Origin of the sequence: uncultured Psychroserpens sp. (assembly GCF_947492715.1) — a bacterium.
In the GTDB taxonomy this organism is placed as follows: Bacteria; Bacteroidota; Bacteroidia; order Flavobacteriales; family Flavobacteriaceae; genus Psychroserpens.
Genome location: NZ_CANLNS010000002.1, coordinates 128495 through 148591 on the forward strand (window position 1 = coordinate 128495; position 20097 = coordinate 148591).

14 protein-coding genes are annotated in these 20097 nt (G+C 34.1%); 6 read left to right on the top strand and 8 right to left on the bottom strand.

The genetic code is table 11. The features are described 5' to 3' along the window. Positions 1 to 2: 2 nt before the first annotated feature. Positions 3 to 701: a LytTR family DNA-binding domain-containing protein gene (locus Q0787_RS07455; protein ID WP_298901689.1), complete on the bottom strand. Its 699-nt coding sequence runs from the start codon at positions 699 to 701 to the stop codon at positions 3 to 5. After that, complete coding sequence (locus Q0787_RS07460) at positions 698 to 1492, bottom strand: sensor histidine kinase (RefSeq protein ID WP_298901690.1); 795 nt, start codon at positions 1490 to 1492, stop codon at positions 698 to 700. Before Q0787_RS07460 ends, Q0787_RS07455 begins: the two co-directional genes overlap by 4 nt. Before the next feature lie 207 nt (positions 1493 to 1699). Between Q0787_RS07460 and Q0787_RS07465 the strand changes: the two genes are divergently transcribed. Genes Q0787_RS07465 through Q0787_RS07480 form a run of 4 tightly spaced genes read left to right on the top strand, consistent with a single transcriptional unit; the run spans position 1700 to position 7176 of the window. Further along, complete coding sequence (locus Q0787_RS07465; protein ID WP_298901691.1) at positions 1700 to 2593, top strand: ABC transporter ATP-binding protein; 894 nt, start codon at positions 1700 to 1702, stop codon at positions 2591 to 2593. Positions 2594 to 2595: 2 nt separating this feature from the next. Beyond that, positions 2596 to 5868 (top strand): M1 family aminopeptidase, encoded by a 3273-nt coding sequence (locus tag Q0787_RS07470; RefSeq protein ID WP_298901692.1) that lies wholly within the window; start codon positions 2596 to 2598, stop codon positions 5866 to 5868. A 45-nt stretch (positions 5869 to 5913) separates the two neighbouring features. After that, complete coding sequence (gene bla / locus Q0787_RS07475) at positions 5914 to 6678, top strand: subclass B1 metallo-beta-lactamase (protein ID WP_298901694.1); 765 nt, start codon at positions 5914 to 5916, stop codon at positions 6676 to 6678. Positions 6679 to 6723: 45 nt separating this feature from the next. Beyond that, positions 6724 to 7176, top strand: coding sequence for a nuclear transport factor 2 family protein (locus Q0787_RS07480; RefSeq protein ID WP_298901695.1), 453 nt, complete (start codon positions 6724 to 6726; stop codon positions 7174 to 7176). Position 7177: 1 nt separating this feature from the next. Here the strand turns inward: Q0787_RS07480 and Q0787_RS07485 are convergent, their stop codons facing one another. Genes Q0787_RS07485 through Q0787_RS07500 form a run of 4 tightly spaced genes read right to left on the bottom strand, consistent with a single transcriptional unit; the run spans position 7178 to position 9166 of the window. Further along, complete coding sequence (locus Q0787_RS07485; protein ID WP_298901696.1) at positions 7178 to 7369, bottom strand: hypothetical protein; 192 nt, start codon at positions 7367 to 7369, stop codon at positions 7178 to 7180. A 14-nt stretch (positions 7370 to 7383) separates the two neighbouring features. Continuing rightward, positions 7384 to 7935 carry a hypothetical protein gene (locus Q0787_RS07490; protein WP_298901697.1) on the bottom strand — a complete coding sequence of 184 codons (552 nt, stop codon included), beginning with the start codon at positions 7933 to 7935 and terminating at the stop codon, positions 7384 to 7386. A gap of 59 nt (positions 7936 to 7994) precedes the next feature. Next, positions 7995 to 8591, bottom strand: a complete 597-nt coding sequence (locus tag Q0787_RS07495) for a hypothetical protein (protein ID WP_298901699.1) — start codon at positions 8589 to 8591, stop codon at positions 7995 to 7997. After that, the gene (locus Q0787_RS07500) at positions 8588 to 9166 is read right to left on the bottom strand and encodes a YceI family protein (RefSeq protein ID WP_298901701.1); all 579 of its coding nucleotides are present in this window, start codon (positions 9164 to 9166) and stop codon (positions 8588 to 8590) included. The genes Q0787_RS07495 and Q0787_RS07500 overlap by 4 nt, the downstream gene beginning before the upstream one ends. A gap of 128 nt (positions 9167 to 9294) precedes the next feature. On the opposite strand from Q0787_RS07500, the gene Q0787_RS07505 reads away from it, so the two are divergent. Both Q0787_RS07505 and Q0787_RS07510 read left to right on the top strand, forming a co-directional pair. After that, a complete protein-coding gene (locus Q0787_RS07505; protein WP_298901703.1) occupies positions 9295 to 10161 on the top strand; it encodes a winged helix-turn-helix domain-containing protein in 867 nt (288 codons plus the stop codon). 176 nt (positions 10162 to 10337) lie between these two features. Further along, on the top strand, positions 10338 to 10775 hold the full coding sequence (locus Q0787_RS07510; RefSeq protein WP_298901705.1) for a hypothetical protein: 438 nt from the start codon (positions 10338 to 10340) through the stop codon (positions 10773 to 10775). Between the two features lie 33 nt (positions 10776 to 10808). Here Q0787_RS07510 and Q0787_RS07515 read toward each other — a convergent pair whose 3' ends face one another. Both Q0787_RS07515 and Q0787_RS07520 read right to left on the bottom strand, forming a co-directional pair. Next, entirely contained in the window at positions 10809 to 11813 is a 1005-nt protein-coding gene (locus tag Q0787_RS07515; protein ID WP_298901707.1) for a type IX secretion system membrane protein PorP/SprF, read from the bottom strand. 29 nt (positions 11814 to 11842) lie between these two features. Then, the gene (locus Q0787_RS07520; RefSeq protein ID WP_298901709.1) at positions 11843 to 20059 is read right to left on the bottom strand and encodes a T9SS type B sorting domain-containing protein; all 8217 of its coding nucleotides are present in this window, start codon (positions 20057 to 20059) and stop codon (positions 11843 to 11845) included. Positions 20060 to 20097 lie beyond the last annotated feature (38 nt).

Below are 20097 nucleotides of genomic sequence, written 5' to 3' on the forward strand. Positions count from 1 at the left end.
AGTTATTTTAATAAGTCATTAATATTGGCCTTATATAATTTGCCAATTGGAACGATAGCATCTTTAAGATGAATTCTATTGCCTTCAATACGAGATATATGCGTTTTGGCAACCACAAAGGACTTGTGTACTTGTAAAAACTCGTTACTTGACAATGAATCTAACATATCAGAAATTTTTTCTCGAACAGTAATGGTATCATCGTTTGTTACCACTTTCGTGTAATTGCCAGAGGCTTCAATGTATAATATATCTGAAATATCAACTTGAATGTAACTCTTGTTTTGCCTTAAAAAGATTTGACCAGTACTAGTTTTATGATCATGTACTGCCGATACATTCGCTGTGGTGTTAGATTCTGATACTTTATTTACGGCTTTTAAAAATCGTTCGAAACTGAACGGTTTTAATAAATAATCTACAACATTAAGTTCAAACCCTTCTAACGCAAATTCGCTATACGCTGTTGTTACTATAACTTTAGGAGGAGAAGGCAAGGTTTTTAAAAACTCAAACCCTTTTAACTTGGGCATATTGAGGTCCAAAAAAATGAGGTCAACATTAGTTTTGCTAAGATAATCTAAGGCTTCTATGGCGTCATAACAATCTGTCATGTGTTCCATATTTGGTAACATGTCGCAATAGTTTTTAATAATGTCATGAGCAATATGCTCGTCATCAATAATGATATATTTTATCATAATTTTGAAATTGTGAGTTGTGCCTCAAAAACGTCATTCTCCTTTGAAAATGATAAGTGATGTTGTTTTGGATATACCAATTCCAATCGACGTTTAAGATTGTCTAAACCAATACCTCCTTGTTCATTATCAATGGCATTGTCAAAGTTGTTTTTAACCTCGAAATGCACCTGATTATTTTTAGCAGTCATTGTGATGTAAACATAGGCATTCTCTCTTAAATTTTCTACACCATGCTTAAATGCATTTTCTACTAATATGATAAATAGAAGCGGCATTATTTGATAATCGTTATCTTTTATATCGTCATTAAACTGAATATCTATCGTTTTATGATAACGCATTTTATGAAGTTCAATATAGTTTTTCAAATACGTTATTTCTTCAGAAAGCAATACCGTTTCTTTTTGTCCATCATAAATACTATAGCGCATCATATCAGACAATTTTAATATGAGTTCTTGTGCCTTTTTAGAATCCTTATCTACCAAACCATAAAGGTTATTAAGCATATTAAAAAAGAAGTGAGGGTTTACCTGACTTTTTAAATGCATTAACTCGGTTTTTGCTTTTTCATGTTTCAACCTGATAATGGACCTTATCTGTTTAAATATCCAATAGGCTATAGATACAAATAGAAATAGGAAATATAATAAACCAAAAATTCCAAAAGCCTCATTGTCTCCAAATGCGTCATTAAAAATGACAATTAGCAGCCCAATGATGATAAGCGTTACTCTGTACAAACGCTTTATTAATGGTTTTCTATGTTCTGGAATTTTAAAAATCATAGTCAATATTAATTAAATAAAAATCGGCTAACAAATAAGTTGATAAACAGATGTGCGTAAGTGACAAACTCATAGATAGTAGTGACCAAGTTCTTTTATAGCGTTTAAAATTACTTATGTCACGCGCTCAGTGTTTTACATCCCTATTTCTTTTTTCTATTTGAAGTGATTTATACGTTTGCCCATATCAATTAAAAAACGATCAGTATGAAACTCATTATTGACAATCTATCTAAAACCTATTCAAATGGCATTAAAGCGCTCCAAAACATTTCTTTAGAAATTCCTCAGGGCATGTTTGGTTTACTTGGACCAAATGGCGCAGGTAAATCCACGCTAATGCGAACCATTGCTACGCTGCAAGAAGCAGATCAGGGTTCTATTTTTTTAGACGATATAGATGTTTTAAATCAAAAAAATGAGTTGCGGCAAGTTTTAGGGTATTTACCACAACAGTTTGGTTTATACCCTAAAATATCTGCTGAAGTATTGCTAAATCATTTTGCTGTATTAAAGGGTATTTCAGAGAAAGGAGAGCGTAATGACTTGGTTAAGGCTTTACTACAAAAAACAAATTTATATGATGTTAGAAAACAAAATCTAAGCGGTTATTCTGGTGGTATGAAGCAACGTTTTGGTATTGCTCAAGCACTTTTGAACAATCCAAAGTTACTCATTGTTGATGAGCCTACTGCTGGTTTAGACCCTGTTGAGCGGAACCGATTTTATAATGTACTGAGCGAATTGGGAGAACGTACTGTGGTCATTTTATCTACTCATATTGTAGATGATGTTAAAGAACTTTGTACCAATATGGCGATTATAAATCAGGGTCAGGTATCGCTAAAAGGAAATCCATTAAAAATAATTGAAGAGTTAAAAGGAAAGGTTTATAAAAAAACAATTGAAAAATCTGAATTAGAATCTTATCGACAGCATTATCAGGTTATAAGTGAAAAGCTATTTCTTGGTCAGCCAACTATTCATATCATTAGTGATGTGAATCCTGGAAATGGTTTTTCCCTTATCAATGCCGAATTGGAAGATGTATACTTCGCACAAATTTTTAATCAAAACACTAACCTTAAAACCATTTCTTAATCATGTGGTACAACATTTTTAAATTTGAAATTCAATATCGAATTAGACGAGCAGATACTTATGTATTCTTTTTGTTTTTATTTCTGTTTTCTATTGTAGGTGTGGACTTTGTTTTTCAAGGTGTCGATTTAGGTGTTTTGAAAAAGAATTCCCCAATTGTTGTTGCTAAAGCTATGGGAGCAATTACCGGAATTTTTATGATTTTGGCATCAATGATTATGGGCGTTTCGGTGTTGCGGGATTTTGAGTATGAGATTGCATCGCTAATGTTCTCAACGCCTATACGTAAGAAAGATTATTTGATGGGTAGATTCTTAGGTTCTTTTGCCATTTTAGTTATAGTATTTAGTGGAGTTTTCTTTGGATTGATGCTTGGAGAGTTTATGCCATGGCATAAACCAGATGATTTACTACCTTTCAATATATTAACCTATTTGAGCGCATTTGTTCAAGTCACACTACCAATTCTATTTTTTGGAGCAGCATTGTTTTTTGTCTCTGGAACACTTAGTAGGAAGCTGGTCGTTGTATACACTCAAGGTATTATCTTTTTTGTTATGTTCATGCTTACCAAAGCAATTACTAACGATACCATTCAGGCCATTTTAGACCCTTTTTCATTAACTACATTAACGCTAATAACAGACGCTTGGACGCCATCTGAAAAGTGTATACAAAGCATTCCTTTTATTGGCTTATTGTTAATAAATAAATTGGTTTGGATAACATTGGGATTAATTATTTTGTTTTATGGCTATAAAAAGTTTAACCTCAGTAGCGTTAAAAAAGGACAGCCAAAGTCTAAACGTGTTCAAACTTTAGATGCAGGAAAAAGTTATGACAGTCGTTTAATTAAAGTACCGAATACTAAGGTGCAAACTAGTATAGCAGGCAAATGGAAACAACTAAGACATTTTTCATGGTTTTATTTTGTGAGCATTTTTAAACAACCTTCGTTTTGGGGGATTGTTATTTGTGGTATGATTATCATTTTAATTAACTCTGTTAACCTTGGAACTGTATATGGCGTAGATAGTTATCCTGCTACATATTTTATTGTAGAAGAACTCCAAGAAACATCAATTTACTTTTTTATTATCATCATGGTATTTTATTCTGGAGAATTGATGTGGAAAGAAAGAGGTGCGAAATTAAATCTGATTTATGATGCCACCGGAATGTCTAGTTTTATGAATGTTTTAGGGAAGTACATTGGATTAAACCTTATATATATCGTATTGATGTTGGCCTTGATTTTATCGGGAGTTATTTTTCAAACGCTGAATGGCTATTATAATTACGAATTTCAAGTCTACTTTTATGGCTTCTTTTTAGAAATATTACCCTTTTTAGCATTATACACATGTTTGTCTTTTTTTGTGCAGGCTCTTGTTAATCATAAGTTTATTGGAATTATGATTGTTACTGTAGTATTCATTTTAATAGTCTTCTTAGGTGTGCTAGGTTTTAATCATAACCTTTACTTATTTGGTGGAAGTTCCCTAGGAAGTTATTCTGATATGAATGGTTATGGTGATTTTTTAAAACCATATCTCTTTATTAAAACGTATTGGATGCTATTTGGAATATTACTCCTTGTTATCTCTTCATTGCTCTTAGTGAGAGGAATGGAGACTCAATTATTGAGGCGTATTAAGATGATTAGACATAAGGTGAGTACACGTCTTATGAAATTTAGCAGCGGCGTTACAATAGCATTCATTATACTTGGCAGCTTTATTTTTTATAACACCAATGTTTTAAACATCTATTGGACGGATGCGGACGCTGTAGATTTTAGAATAGCCTATGAAAAAACACTCAAAAAATTTGAATATATCCCACAACCAAAACTGGTAGATGTTTATATGAAACTTGAGTTATATCCTGAGTTGAGACACTATGTGGCCGAAGGTCAATATATCTTAAAAAATGCAACAGACCATGTCATTAAAGAGGTTCATATTCAAAAACAAATTGAATCGAATACTACGCTAGACAATGTCACTTTTGAAGGCGGCTCAACTCCAAACAATACCTATAAAACATATGATTATGTTATTTATGAATTACAAAACGCATTGCAACCAGGAGATTCGGTTAAAATGAACTTTAAGCAAACCTATAGAACTAGAGGTTTTCAGCACGATGCTTCTAATGAGAACATTGTAGAGAATGGTACATTTTTTAATAATAATGATTTCCCAAGTATTGGTTACAATAAAAAATATGAACTTAATGATAGTGATGATCGTGCAGACAATAATTTACCAAAGCGATTAAATAAAGCAAGTAGAGAAGATTATAATGAATTAGGTATAGCGCGTTCAGGAAGCGATTCTGATGGTATTCAACTCGAAATGATTGTTGGCACTCATAAAGATCAAACGGCTATTGTCCCTGGTAATTTATTACGACAATGGACAGAAAATGACCGAAACTACTTTCACTATAAAACAGACCAGACTATCATTAATTTTTATGCTGTTGTTTCTGGTGAGTACATTACTAAAAAGGGAATATGGACACCTAGTTCATCCATAGATATTAATCCGGTAAACCTAGAAATTTATTATCATGAAGGTCATGATTATAATGTCGATAGAATGATGACATCTATGCAATCATCATTAGCATATTTTAGTAAGAATTTTGGGCCGTATCAATATGAACATCTTAGAATAATGGAATTCCCCAGATATGCTCAATTTGCACAATCATTTCCTGGAACTGTACCTTTTTCAGAATCGATAGGATTTATATTAGATATTGATGATCATACTGATGTTGACATGGCTTTTTATGTTACAGCACATGAAATTGCACACCAATGGTTTGGAATGCAAGTAGAGGCAGCAAATGTTAAAGGCAAACATTTCATCTTAGAGACATTATCTCAATATGCAGCTGTAATGGTTTTGAAACATTATTATTCCGAGGATAAAGTGCTCCAGTTTTTAGAATTTCAGAAAGAAACTTATAAAGATGGGCAAGTACGTGAACAATTTGAGGAGCCTTCTTTAGCCTTGGTTGAAAATCAAGAATATGTATACTATGCCAAAGGGGTAATTAATATGTATGAATTTCAAAAGGTCGTTGGAGAGCAACAGGTAAATTTAGCCATAAAGCAATTCATTAGAGATTGGAATACTACTGATGGTCTATTAAAAACAAAAACATACAGATACGCTACAACCAAAGATTTACTCTCTTATTTTAGAGATATTGTACCTGAAGATCAGCAGCATATTGTTAGTGATTTGTTTGAAGAATAAGCATATTTGCTATCTTTAGGATTCGAACGGCTTTATATTTTGTAAATGAAATACAATAAACGAATTTGCTCTATAATTATCTCAGGACTACTATTTATATCTATTACTTGTTGTCACAACCATCCTGAACCTAAAATCGTTTACCAAACCGAACTTTTGGAGGTTACAAAACTGAATGACCATATGTTTATTCATAGATCTTATCTTAACTTAAAAAACGGAACTAAGGTTTCTTGTAATGGTGTTATTTTTATTGATAACAATGAAGCTATAGTTTTTGATACGCCAACATCCAATGAGGCGTCTAGTGTACTCATACAGTGGGTTGAAGATTCCCTTCAATCTAAAATCACGACAGTTGTTCCAACGCATTTTCACGTAGATTGTTTGGGAGGTTTAGAAGCATTTCATAATGAAGGCATCAACTCTATAGCCAATGAAATGACCATTGCATTAGCGAAAGAACGTAATAATTATGTTCCAAAATCTGGATTTAACAAAACAAGAGACCTATACATTGGCAAAGAAAAAGTTAGCCTCACATTTTTTGGAGAAGGGCATACCATAGACAATGTTGTAGCATATATTCCTTCTGAAAAAGCACTATTTGGAGGATGTCTGATTAAATCACTTGGTGCAACTAAAGGGAATTTAGAAGATGCCAATACCAATGAATGGCCAACTACAGCTAAAAATATTAAGTCTCATTATAAAGACTTGAAAATTGTGATTCCGGGTCATGGAGAACATGGTAATACCCAACTTCTAGATTATACTATGACATTATTTGAAACTCAAGACCACCAATAATTCTATTAATAAAATTGTAACTTCGATTATTAAATTTTAGACATTATGAAATCATTACTTTCAATAGTATTAGTGATACTTACTTCACAACTATCCTATAGTCAAACCTATACAGGGGGTAAAGAGGATATTGATCACATATTAAAAAATACGGTATTATTTTCAACATATATTAAAGACTCTAATTATAAAATGATTGGAGCCTCATATACAAATGATGCTAAGATATTTCCAAATAATAGAGATATTATTGAAGGAACAAAAGACATAATTGCCTATTGGACATTACCTGATGGTGTCTCTATAAAGCATCATAAAGTGGTTTCGAACGAAATCAAAATTTTAGGAGATGAAGCCTATGATTATGGCACATATGAAGGTACTACACTGTTAAAAAATGGAAAAGAAGTCTCTTGGAAAGGCAAATATGTTATTGTATGGAAAAAAATAGATGGCATCTGGAAAATGTATTTAGATATTTGGAATAGTATTAAATAAACTAATCAATATCTAATTCATCTTTTAATTTATCCAGAGCTTCAGTTGCTTTATCTAACGATTGCTTATTGTCTTCATAGGATATTGCAATAACGGTTTGACAAGAACTGCATGTAAATGTTTTTCCATCTAACACTTTAGGTAATTCAAACGCAAGAGGTGTTTTACATTTCGGGCATGGGATACTTGGCATATAATATAATTAGATTAGTTTTTAAGATATTTTTTAGGGATTTTATATTTGTCATTTTCTGCAGCCCAAAACATAGACATAATCCAATAACGTTCGCCATCAAAGAATAAATCGTAACTGGTAATACCTTGACCTTTTGGGATACTATTGTCTTCAGCACGATACTTATATGTACTAAATACTTGGGTTACTGTGCTAAAACTGTGCGTAATATTAGCAATTTCATGTTCATAAAATCCTTTTTTATCAAGATAGCCCAATTTATCAATAAACGCATCAATAGTGTCAAAAATCATAAGATTAGCCTTACTTGAGTCTTCATTCCAATAGCTATATATTAGGCGTGCATCTTTATGGAACATATGTCTTAAACGCTCAAAGTCGCGTACATCTCCAATTGGACCAGAAATACAATCATAATACGCGTCTATTAGTGCTTGCGGACTTTTAGAATCTGAGCTATAATCTTGTGTTTGGGCTGTGTCATTTTGCGCTTCAAGAGATAATGAAACAACCATAGATAGGCACAAAGTGGTTAACACTAGTATATTCTTTTTTATGCTCATAATGCGAGATTTTAGATTTATAATGACTTTATTTTATAAATATAATCATTAATCTAATGCTAGTCATCACATATCTCTTTTCTAAGTTCTATAGCTTTAAAGCGTTCCCAAATGTCTTGACCAAAATCTCTAGGTGATAATCTAAAAACAATGTTTGATGTGTTGTTTTTCTCACAATTTATAACTTTAGCCAATACATTTAATGTGATCATTTTTTCGGTATTAAATGAGTCGTATACATGTATTTTACCAACGAAATCGGAAGTATCGTAACCGGCGCCTTTAGTATTTACCATAAGGACAGTGGTCTGTGGAACAGTAAACTCTTTTTTCTTGTTTACGGCTTTCATAAGTCCGTCATAATAGAATCCTAAATCTTTTTCTAAACCTTGAGTTGTAAATTTTTGAATACCTTCAATATGCCAAACAAATGTATAACACCAAAAATCTGGGTGATCTTTATCTCTCCATTTCTTGGCAAATCTAAGATCTTCATAACCTTCGTATTTAATTTCTGGAGCAAAACTAATTGGAAATTTAATGATTTCTTTCAACCAAGTCGTATCTGACGTAAAGGCTCCTTTTTCCTGTTCTTCTTGGGCAAAGCCAGTAAAACTATAGAGTAGAAGTATGATGACAAAGAGTATTCGTTTCATTTATTGATTTTTTTTAAGTTTAGTGTAACTTCAAAAGCAATAGCGTCAGAAATAGCACCATCTCTCATCTTACTATTGTAACTAATTCCCCAGCGCATTCGGTCAATTTTAAATTTTGTTGTCATTTGTGCTTTATGAAAATCAACTTCAGCTTGAAAATCTATTGGCAATGTAATACCTTTTATTGTTAAATCGGCAAAAATTTTCATGTGAGTGGGATCATGATAGTTTACACTATTAATCTTTAGTTTGGCTTCTGGAAACTTTGCAACATCAAAGAAATCTGGGTCTTTCAAATGGTCAACAAGGCTTTTATTGGCATCAGCAGTTTTAATATCGTCACATTTAATAGAATGCATGTCTATGACAAACTCGCCTCCTGTAATGACATCTTCGGACTTAACGAAATAGCCTTCTTTAAAATTTATTGTACCATCGTGGCCACCAAAATAAAAGGTATATTCTCCAGACCATTTTAATTGGCTTAAAGAAGTGTCTATTTCTAATTTTTCTTGAGCATAACTAAATGATATAAGTCCAATAGCTGCAATACATAATGATATACATGTTTTCATAACTTTGTGTTTTAAATTAATTCTGATGATAAAACTATTGGTGGTCTTCGTAAAAAGTGTCAAAAAAGTGTAAAAGAAGTGTCAAGAGTTGTAAAAAGTCGGGAATTTGTATGTTATTTACAGGAATTATGAAGAAGAACAAGGTATATACTTATGTTGGTGTGCTCATACTTGTGGCGTTAGGGTGGATACTATCTGATTCTACCTCCAAAAATGAGGCTTTTGTGGAGCGTACAAAAATAGCTTTGCGTGAAGTAGGTAACAGATTGTTATTGGCTAACAAGGATTCAACGTCTTTAATTTTACCCGTATTAGAAGTAGATCATTCTAAATATCAAGTATCCTTTCAAAATGAGCTAACATTTGAACCTAGTCAATTAGTTTCAATTGTAGACAGTACATTTGCAAAATCGCGTCTGCCTAGATATTATAGAGTAGAAGTATTGCAATGCTCTGATGAAGAAGTAGCATATAGCTATCAAATGAATGCAGATGAAGAAAGCACTATTATTCCTTGTGGAGGACGATATTTACCAAATGGCTGTTATATCATAACTGTTAAATTTACGAAACGTGTTTCGGCCTTTATAAATAGAAAAGTCTTGTCTTATATTTTTATTGGAATTTTCCTGTTATGCGTTATTGATGTGTTGTATTCGAGGAGCAAACATAAAAGTATTCAGGACAGTCCAAATACTAACTACACTACAATTGGTCGTTTTCAATTTTACCCTGAGCAAAACAAATTGATAAAGGAAGCTGAAGAAATTAGCTTATCCAAAAAAGAATGTGAGCTTTTAGAAATTTTCGTGAAACACCCAAATCAAGTCATTAAAAGAGACGAACTTACAAAAAAAGTGTGGGAAGATAATGGCGTTTTTGTTGGCAGAAGTTTGGATACTTATATTTCAAAATTACGTAAGAAATTAAAGGATGATAGTGCCATTAAGCTCACTAATGTGCATGGTGTTGGTTACAAATTGGAAGTTAGTTAGCTCATTGGAGCAGTTGTAAATATTTTGTAAAAAATCACTATATTTGATACAATTGATGCGTAATCAGTAGTTTGCCTTTCCCTATTTAAGACATTTTAGCCCAATACATATGACCATCTCATATAACGATGGTTTATTGTAAAACTATTTATACGTATAACTTAAATCAATTTATTATGGCTTCACAAAACTACTTTTCACTTTACAGAGATCAAGCTAATACTTCAATTTTTAAATCTGATACAGAAGACGACAATTCACAAAGTGGCCCAAAAGCCATTTTTCAGTGGTTAGCACTTTTTGCAGGTGTATTAATTCAACCGTTTTATGCCTTCTATAAAGAAGTGAAAAACTTTGGTACTCCAGGTGAAGTCTATCAAGATTACTATTTTATAGTATTCGCTCTTATTGTATCAGTCGTTGCTTTTCCAACAGTTTATAGAACTGCATTCGATGCAAACAGGCCTAAATGGATGCAATTAATTCCTGTTTTTACGGCTGGATTAGGTTGGCAAACTATTGTAGATTCGGCGTCTGAGGCTATTCGTTCAAACCCTGAAGCAGTAGAAGGAGTAACCAATGTTATGAGTGTCCTAACTAATTTTGTAGCTTAAAGTATAAAGTATAAAGTATAATACTTAAGAACCTTAATTACGATTGTTTCCGTTATTCTTATATTTTCTATAACTGGTTCCTTTTGTACAAGCACAATTACTAATGCCTTGTAAGAAATCTAAACCTATGGTAATACTATGTGTTCCAGAGTTAAATCCTGAAAGATCATTCATTGTAAGCTGATAAGAATAAGCAAAGTATAATTTATTTTTCATAACACCTGCCATAGGACCAAAGTTAAGAGGTTTTAAAAATTGATCATTTAAAAAGCGGTATGATCCACCAACCCAGTAATAATCACCAGCTCTATTAAATTTTCTGTATTTAAAGTTAATATCGGTTGCCGAACGCCCATCACTATTAAATAGTTGAAAGAAGACTGAAGGTTCAAACTCTACACTATTATTTCGTTTATTATTAAATACATAACCTGTGTAAGCCTGAAAATTCAGAAGATTATTAGGTTCAAATCCCGTAAAATCGTCAATCTTTTTCTCTAAGATATTGTTAGCATTGAAACTAAAATAGAAACGATTCCATCGATACAACATACCTACATCAAAATTGTGATTAGTTACAGATCTATCATCAGTAATACTGGGATCAACAATTGGAATTTCTGCAGTAGGCTGAAAGTTCTCAATATCAATTCTGAAACTATTAATGTTGTAAGACATTCCAAATGACAAATATTGCTTTGATGTATAATCTAGAATAATATGGTGAGCATATGAAAACTTAACACCTTTTTGGCGTGTGTTTCCGTTTTTGTCATTATACATTGATACACCAACACCTGATTGATTTGCGATCCTGAAATCGGCATATAGTGCTTGATTATCTGGTGCATTTTTAATTCCTACCCATTGGGTAAGTCCGTTAGCTCTAACTTTAAAATAGTCTCCAATTCCTGCATAAGTAGGCGACACAATAAAGTCGTTATCGGCTAAATACTGTGTCCAAACAGGTAAATTTAGTTCTTGCCCATAGCTAAATGAGCAGAAAAATAAGAGAATATATAGTTTAAAATTTTTCATTTGAAATTTGTTTAAATTCTTCGGTATCATTACCTGTAAAGTGTAAAATGCCCAACATACTCTTTTGCTACGGCTGGATTATTTGGTTGTACTACATACCAATAATCACCCGTTGGAAGCTCTGTTCCATTATATCTACCGTCCCAATATTCACCTACACGATAAGTGGCTACCTTACGACCATATCTATCGAAAATATCAAAAGTTAGGTTTGGAAAATTTTCCGTACATCCTGGTGACCACGTATCGGTAACACCATCACCATTAGGACTAAAATAATTAGGAATACAAGGTCCTAATATTTCTAACTCAATTACTGCAGTAGCTTGACAACCTGCACTATCAGTTACAACAACTGTATATACACCAGACTCGGTAACATAAAATATATTTGTGTCACCATAGTCTTCACCTTCAAAAGTATATTGATAAATTCCTGTTCCGCCAGCTGCATTAGCAATGATTTCACCAGCTTCGTCTCCCTCGACAAGCACTAAGGATAGAGGTGCATAATCTTCAATATCAAATAGGTCTGTTCTTTGGATACAACCATTTGTATGTCTAACATCGATATAATGATCTGTCCCAGGAATAACGTCGGTAAAAACATTACTTATTTGATAAGGACCTCCGTCTAATGAATAATCTAGCTGAGAAAGATCAGTAATACTTTCATCAACTGTAACAGTAACAATATTGCTTAGCGCGTTGTTTTCACAAACATATTCAATATCTACAATCGGGTTAATACTTACTGATTCTGGAAATGTAATATTCCATTCAGATTCACAACCTTGAGCATCTCTAACGTAAACTGTATGATCGCCACCACCTAAATTGGTGAAATCAAAAATAGTTTGGCCAGATGCCCCTGTCGTATAAGGCCCATCATAGTTATCTAAACTCACGCTATATGGTAAACTTCCACCAGAAACGTCTATACTAAATTCTCCATTGCCTTCACCTTCACAAGTTTCCTCAAATAGTGAATCAGGAACAATACTTAGAATAACTTGTTGAGGGTCATTAATTGTAAAATCAAAAGTGATATAGCAACCCAAAACATCTTGTACAATGACATCGTAAGTACCAGGAGCTAAGTTTTCAAAAATGTTAGTTTCAAAAAATTGATCTAACTGTGGTGATATTGCGTATTTAATAATCCCTGTTCCACCAGAAGCATTAATCTCTAAAACACCATCATTATTACCACTACAGGTAACATCATTTACAACAAAATCAACTTCTAATGGAGCCGTTGGCTCAGTAATTGTTATTGGAGCCGACGCTGTATTACAGTCACCACTTACAACATTAACAACATATGTACCAGCAATAAGTTCTGTAAATACTCCTGGACTATCTTGTGTTGCGGGTAAAGTATTACCTGAAGTGTCCTCTAAGGTATAAACATAATCGCCAAGTCCACCTAACGCTGTCGCAACTATAGTACCTGTGTTATCACCTGCACAATTAATGCTTGGATTTGTAGATTGTAAATTAATTTCCAGTTCAGGAAGTGGATCAATAGTAATCTCATTAGAAACATTGGCAATACATCCATTAGCATCTCTAACATAATATTGATATGTGCCCGGAAGTACAGAGAATGTTGTAGATGAGTTAAATGTTCCTAAAACAGTACTAAATGAAATATCATTACTGTAAGAATAGGCACCTGTTCCACCACTGGCACTTAAAGTAAGTGTTGCTTCTGTTAAACATGTTTGAGTTGAAGCCACAACTAAGCTAGCATCAACAGGAGTTGGCTCATTAATAGTTATATCAACAGATGTTAATATACAATCATAACTGTCTGTGATTGTAACCGAATATGTTCCTGCTCCTAAATTACTAAAGACATTTGATGTCTGCGGGCCAGAACTATTAGGTGTAGGCAAAATAGTATTTAAAGTGTAAATATATTCTGCTCCTTGACCTCCAGTTACATTTGTAATACTTATTGACGCATTTTGATCTCCAAAACAGGAAAGTAATGTCGTACTCGGCGTAAATGTTGCATTAATTGGGTTCGGTTCAGCCAAAATTACATTTACTGAAACCATACAGCCTTCAGCATCTCTTACGTTTACTGTATAATTTCCAGCTGATAAATCTGTAAACGTGCTATTTGAAGAATATGGAACCGTAATTGGTCCTGTAAGCTCATATTCGTAATCTCCCCAACCACCTGTTGCAACAGCAGTTATTGTTCCTTGACTATTGTCACAAGTTACGTTTGACGTTTCGTTTGCAACCAAGGTTAAAGCCTCTGCAGGAGATGCGATTACCACAGTAGAATTGGCAGTACAAAATGGACTCTCAGTTTCAGTTATTACTACTGAAAATGTTCCAGCAGACATCCCTGTAACCGTTATTGGGTTTGTTGATGTATTAGCATTTACTACTCCAAATACCGAAGCACCTAAACTGTCTAAAACTTCATAGGTATATGCACCTGAGTATCCAATCACATTAATATCAAAAGCACCAGAGTTATCAGCAAAACAAGTTAAACCTGTTGGAGATGTTGAAATAGATGGCGCTACAGCTTCAGGTAAGGAGATTGTAACCTCTCCAGTACAAGATGTTACTGTGTCTGTTATTGTTATTGTATAAATTCCTGATGGTACACCAGAATAGGTATCTCCAATTAAATTAATTGATCCTGGATTAGGACTGATACTATATGTAAAAGATCCTGAACCTCCTGAAGTTGCAATCGTAATTTCTCCATCGTCATTGTTACAAGTTGGTAAAGCAGTCGCACTCGGAGTTATTGTTAATGGTTCTGGGATGTTTACAGATATCAAATTTCCACAACCATTGGCATCTTGTATTTCTACGGTGTGTGTACCAGAAAATAAATTTGAAATTGTAAATGATGCCGACAATGTTTGGAAGGCACCTCCATCAATACTATAACTATAAGGAGCTATACCTGCTGTATCTAAAGTAACATCCATTTCAAAATTTCCTTCGGTCACAGTACATAAATTATTAACAACTGCCGAGATTATAGGTGTTTGATCCATAGGCAATACAATTACCGGACTAGAAATAATACATCCATAGGCATCCAAAACATGAACATAATAGTTCCCAGCGTCTACGTTAAATGTACTAGCAGAAGCCCATGCAGGATCTGTATCTAATGGTGCTGCAGGTGTTGTTGTAATTTGGTATTGGTAAGGAGCAGTACCATTTTGAGCAATAGCACTAATAACTCCTGAGTTGGCGTTACAGTTTGCATTTTGGTCTATAAATACATTTAAGTCTAAAAGTATAGCCGATTCGGTAATGTTAAATGGAGCGGTAACTACACCACAGCCAGAATTTGGACCAGATGTTTCGGTTATTGACACGAAGTAATTTCCAAAAGGCAGAGGACCTAAATTTGTCACTGATAACGTTCCATTAGCTGGAACATTTCCAGATCCTGTTACTCCTGTTGAAATTAAAGTTAATGCATCGAAAATTTCATAATTAACGGTAGTTGCTACACCATAAACACTATTAATCGTAAACGTAACATTACCATCGTCACTTCCTGTACATGTTATGTTGTTTGAACTTATAGCACTTAGAGTTAATGTTGAATTCGTTGGTATTGGTGTTGTAGCAGGTTCATAGTAGCTACAAAGAGTAGATTCATCATATACGATGAATGTATAGGTTACTCCAGGTGTTAAACCTGTAAACGTTGCAGATTGACTTCCTGGTGCGTCTTCTGGAATCCATGATCCAATCGGATTAGGATAAACAGATATTGGACCCTGATAAATACTAAAATGAAATGGTCCTGAACTACTTAATGTTGATCCTATGCTAACCACAGCTTCACCACCCGTTAAACAATCGACAGTTGCAGTAACATTAATATCTAAATCGGTTGGAGGAGAAGCTACCAATACATCTTGAACTAATACAGAACAACCATTAGAATCTACAATATTGATTTCATATAATCCAAAATCAACAACATCAAAACTAACAGATGTTGATCCTGTTGCATTAAGCTCAGAGTTAGAATAGTTATTACTTCCAGTTACGAAATAATTATAAGGAGCCGTACCTCCAGTAACAGAATTTATTATAATTGATCCTTGAGAAACTCCGCCTGGTCCACAAGTGATATCTACGGTGTCGTAATCTAATATTATGGCATCAGGTTCGGTAATGACTATTGTTTCTGTTGCAGTACAAGAATTGGCGTCTGTTATTGTAACAGTATATGATCCTGCAGGCAAACCTGAGGTTTGTGTACCATAATTTGTTGCTGTTGTGTCGTTATTTACATTAATTGTAAACGGAGGCGTTCCAACCGAAGTGTCAATTGTTACATCGATCGCACCATTTGAATCACCATTACATAGAATAGGCTGACTCTCAACAACAGCACTAATATCTGGAAGAGACAATGGATTTATAGTAATAATACTCGATTCTGCTATACAACCGTTTGCATCTGTAATTTGAAATTGATAAGTCCCATCTGTAGCTGTTGTATAAGTGAATGGTGTTCCTGTAGTTCCTAATGAGGTATAGGCTCCATTATTAATGGATACTGCGTAAGTAAATGGCGCAGTTCCAGTAATATTACCAGTAATTATGGCATCTGGTGATACCGTACAATTTAAGTCTTGTGATAAAACAACATTTACTGTTGGTGTAGGTATAGGATCAATAGTGTATGACTCGTTATAAATACAATCATTTTCATCTCTTACTTGAAATGTATAAGTTCCTGGTTCTAATCCAGTAAAACTATTTGATGTTTGATATGGTGTTGCATTAGCAGCTGGTGCAATGATTTGATACTCTAAAACTCCTGTACCTCCTGTTGTACCAGTGATAGTCACAGTAGTTGTGTTTGAAGGACAAGTAATAGGTGAGTTATCAAACATTAAATCGGTTGGAGGGTTTAATGGTTCTATTGTGATATCGTTGATCACAGCGGTACAACTATTGGTATCTTGTACACTAATCGTATAAGTACCAGCTGTTAAACCAGTGAACACATTATTTGATTGAAAATTAACGCCATCAATACTGTAAGTGTAAGGAGGGGCTCCTCCCGTGACTCCAGTCACAGTTATTGTTGCATCAGAATTACAGGTGTAATCGGTAGTCAATTCTGCGGTACCTGAAATGGCATCATTTGCTATAATTGATACGGTTTGTGGTGTACTATCACATATTGAAGCACCAATAGAATACTGAACAACTACATCGTAATCACCTGGGGCAAGTCCTGTAAAAATTGGTGAGTTAAAAAATGAATTCCCACCATCAATACTATACTCAAGGCTATAGCCATTACTAGCCGTAACGTTAATAGAAATCTCGCCTGTAGTACCAGAACAAGCTATGTCTGTTGTTGAAATATTAAATTCAGGCTCTGGTAATGGATCAACTACAATAGAAGTACTCGCGCTACAATTATTAGAATCTACAACTGTGATGTCATATACTCCTGCCGTAGTCACAATAATTTCTGGTACAGTCTGAAAATCTGTTGAACCATTTACAAAATAGAAATATGGAGGTGTGCCACCTTCTGGGTATACGGTAATTTCACCATCTGTACAAGTCAATGGTATAGTAATAGCGGCTGTAACAGTTAATAATGGTGGTTCAACTATAGTGACATCTTCAGTATAGAAACATCCATTTTCAGTTTCAACTGTTGCCGTATAAGTTCCTGGGTTTAAATTGGCAAAAATATATGTGTTTTCAATAATAGGACCAACGGTATTCACTAGTGTTCCGCCTTCATGAAGTGTGAAGGTATATTGTGGGTCTACATCATTCGCTGCTAATTGAATACTGCCTAAATCTCCATTACAAAGCGGTTGAAGTATTGATGTTGACACACTAAAATCACGATCTCTAATCTGAACATCAGGTACAGTAAAAACGCATGGGTTTGTAGGCACACCTATTTGTCTAATATATACAGTATAAGTTCCAGGCGCATTAACCGTAAAAACATTACTAGGTTGGTAGTTAATGTCGTCTAAACTGTACTCATAACCAGAAGGAACATCATTTACTGTTATTGTTCCTGGAGTTGTACAAATAATATCTGTAGCAATGACTGTTGGGTTTAATAAGTTTTGATATACATTGAAATAAAACTGAACAAAACAACCACCTGAATAATTTATGGTTAACCTAAATTGACCTGATGTATCAGCTAAGAAATCGGGGCCTGTACCAACTTCATTCCACGTACAGGTATCGTCTTCGTTTGCACAATCTGGATCTGATACGGCTGGGCAACTAGATTCATCCAATTGTTCCCAAATAATAGAGGATGCTCCAGAAATATTGGTTTGAATAAATCTAGAGTCATTGGCACCACATAAAAATATATTTGGTAATAGTTTCCCATCGTTAGGGCAAGTTACTACTTCATCTGCATAAGGTATCACAGGGTTTTCTATATCACCTCCAAATAATGCTACAACATATTCTTGTTCAATAGACTGACAAGGCGCAATAGCTGTATTAAATGAATAGTAAGTTCCCACTTCAGTAACAGTAATCGTTTGTGTTGTCCCAATTACAGGTGTTCCTGTAGGGCTGGTAGACCAAGAATAAGAGTCATAACCATCTGCAGCCGTTAATTCTACACTAGATCCACAGAGAATTATTTCTTCTGAAAACACACAATCAAGATCAGCTAAGAAATTGGTTGCTTGTGGTGTTAATAAACATCCTGTATTACTATTTAAACTAGGATCATCCGAAATTTGAAATGTCGGGTTATAGAATCCGTTATATGTTGCAAATGCCTGGTTATTGATAATATTAGAACACGCATCTGCGAGTTCATTACAAGTATCTACAACCTGTACTTCAATTCTGATTTCATATACAGGATCATTTTCTTCAACAAGATAATCCTCAATACTAAGCACAAGTTCTCTTGTTACAGGATCATAACTAACAACCGATACACCAGGAGGGAGCACTAAATCGTCAGGGTAATTGAATATAATATTAACAGGAAGTACATCACGTATGATAAAATTTGTTGCATTATCATTTCCTGTATTTTGAAAACCAATAACGTAATTTAAAGACGCTCCAAGATCGACAATTTGTCCACCTATATCATTACCTGCGTCATCTTCTACAATTTTCGTGAGCACAATATCGGGCTCTATAATTTCAACTGCGAAGGCAAAGAAATATGGAAAGTAGGTGTCACCACTTGTTTCTAATCTAATGACGCCAGAAGTTGCATCATTGGCAATAACTGAATTTCCAGGGTTAGGAATTGCAATTACTCCAGTATCAAAACCTAAAGTATTTGTACTGTTAGGAACCCTATTATTTACGGGTGTCGCATCTAATTGTGTTACCGAACTATTAAAGAAATTGGTTACAGGGCGATCTACTGTTGATAAACTAACGCCATTTAGTCGTAATCTATCTCCTAAAATAGGACTATCTCCTTCCAAGGTTGCAAAAGCAAAATTAGCTCTTACAGGAGCAGGAGCAGGGACAGTTCTAAAACCATCAACAGGAATATCTAAGTTAGGATTGTTACCTGGAACACTAATAGCACTAAATCCGTCAAAACTTGTAATTGATTTACCTGGCAATGTTGGATCTTCATAAACGATAAATAAAGACCATCCTGCGGATTGACCAGTACCATTATAAGGATCAAATGTAGCAGTTTCTCCTAATGCAGAAGAAACATTAGCAACTGTATATGTTCCTAAATCAACACCAGAACCAAAACTGGTTACAATAGATGTTACATCTGCAAAGCAGGCATATGAAAAACTATCTCCACCATCAACAGTCGTTCCATTTGCATCATAAATAATTGTTCCTTGAATATCGTTATAGCCTCCAACGGGCCCTTTAAATTTAACATCAGTTATAGGTTCATCTCCTGGATTTACAGCTCCCCAATATAAACCGGCATAGATAATTTGATAGCAATTCGGATTAGGAATTTCTAAGTCAGCACTAGAAGAACTGAACGTTGTAGCATCCCCATCAATGTCGATATATTGCATGTCAACATTGTGGTTGTAAACAGAGTTATCATTAAAAGCATTGTTATCTGGCCCAAGTATGTTATTTCCTATAAGTACGATATCTCCCTTTAAATCCTGATCAAATCGAGGAGTAAAGGGCTCATAATTTTGGGCATATGACTGAAGACCAAAAAATAGTATTGATGCAATGATGGTGATTTTAGAAAATGTAGGTCTTTTCATAATATTTAATATTTGTTATTCCTTTTTCATCAGTGAGG

Coding starts and splice junctions, on each gene's coding strand:
- Q0787_RS07515 (WP_298901707.1), bottom strand. CDS start 11,813: ATGAAAAATTTTAAACTATATATTCTCTTATTTTTCTGCTCATTTAGC.
- Q0787_RS07470 (WP_298901692.1), top strand. CDS start 2,596: ATGTGGTACAACATTTTTAAATTTGAAATTCAATATCGAATTAGACGA.
- Q0787_RS07500 (WP_298901701.1), bottom strand. CDS start 9,166: ATGAAAACATGTATATCATTATGTATTGCAGCTATTGGACTTATATCA.
- Q0787_RS07510 (WP_298901705.1), top strand. CDS start 10,338: ATGGCTTCACAAAACTACTTTTCACTTTACAGAGATCAAGCTAATACT.
- Q0787_RS07490 (WP_298901697.1), bottom strand. CDS start 7,935: ATGAGCATAAAAAAGAATATACTAGTGTTAACCACTTTGTGCCTATCT.
- Q0787_RS07460 (WP_298901690.1), bottom strand. CDS start 1,492: ATGATTTTTAAAATTCCAGAACATAGAAAACCATTAATAAAGCGTTTG.
- Q0787_RS07505 (WP_298901703.1), top strand. CDS start 9,295: ATGAAGAAGAACAAGGTATATACTTATGTTGGTGTGCTCATACTTGTG.
- Q0787_RS07495 (WP_298901699.1), bottom strand. CDS start 8,591: ATGAAACGAATACTCTTTGTCATCATACTTCTACTCTATAGTTTTACT.
- bla (WP_298901694.1), top strand. CDS start 5,914: ATGAAATACAATAAACGAATTTGCTCTATAATTATCTCAGGACTACTA.
- Q0787_RS07465 (WP_298901691.1), top strand. CDS start 1,700: ATGAAACTCATTATTGACAATCTATCTAAAACCTATTCAAATGGCATT.
- Q0787_RS07480 (WP_298901695.1), top strand. CDS start 6,724: ATGAAATCATTACTTTCAATAGTATTAGTGATACTTACTTCACAACTA.
- Q0787_RS07520 (WP_298901709.1), bottom strand. CDS start 20,059: ATGAAAAGACCTACATTTTCTAAAATCACCATCATTGCATCAATACTA.
- Q0787_RS07485 (WP_298901696.1), bottom strand. CDS start 7,369: ATGCCAAGTATCCCATGCCCGAAATGTAAAACACCTCTTGCGTTTGAA.
- Q0787_RS07455 (WP_298901689.1), bottom strand. CDS start 701: ATGATAAAATATATCATTATTGATGACGAGCATATTGCTCATGACATT.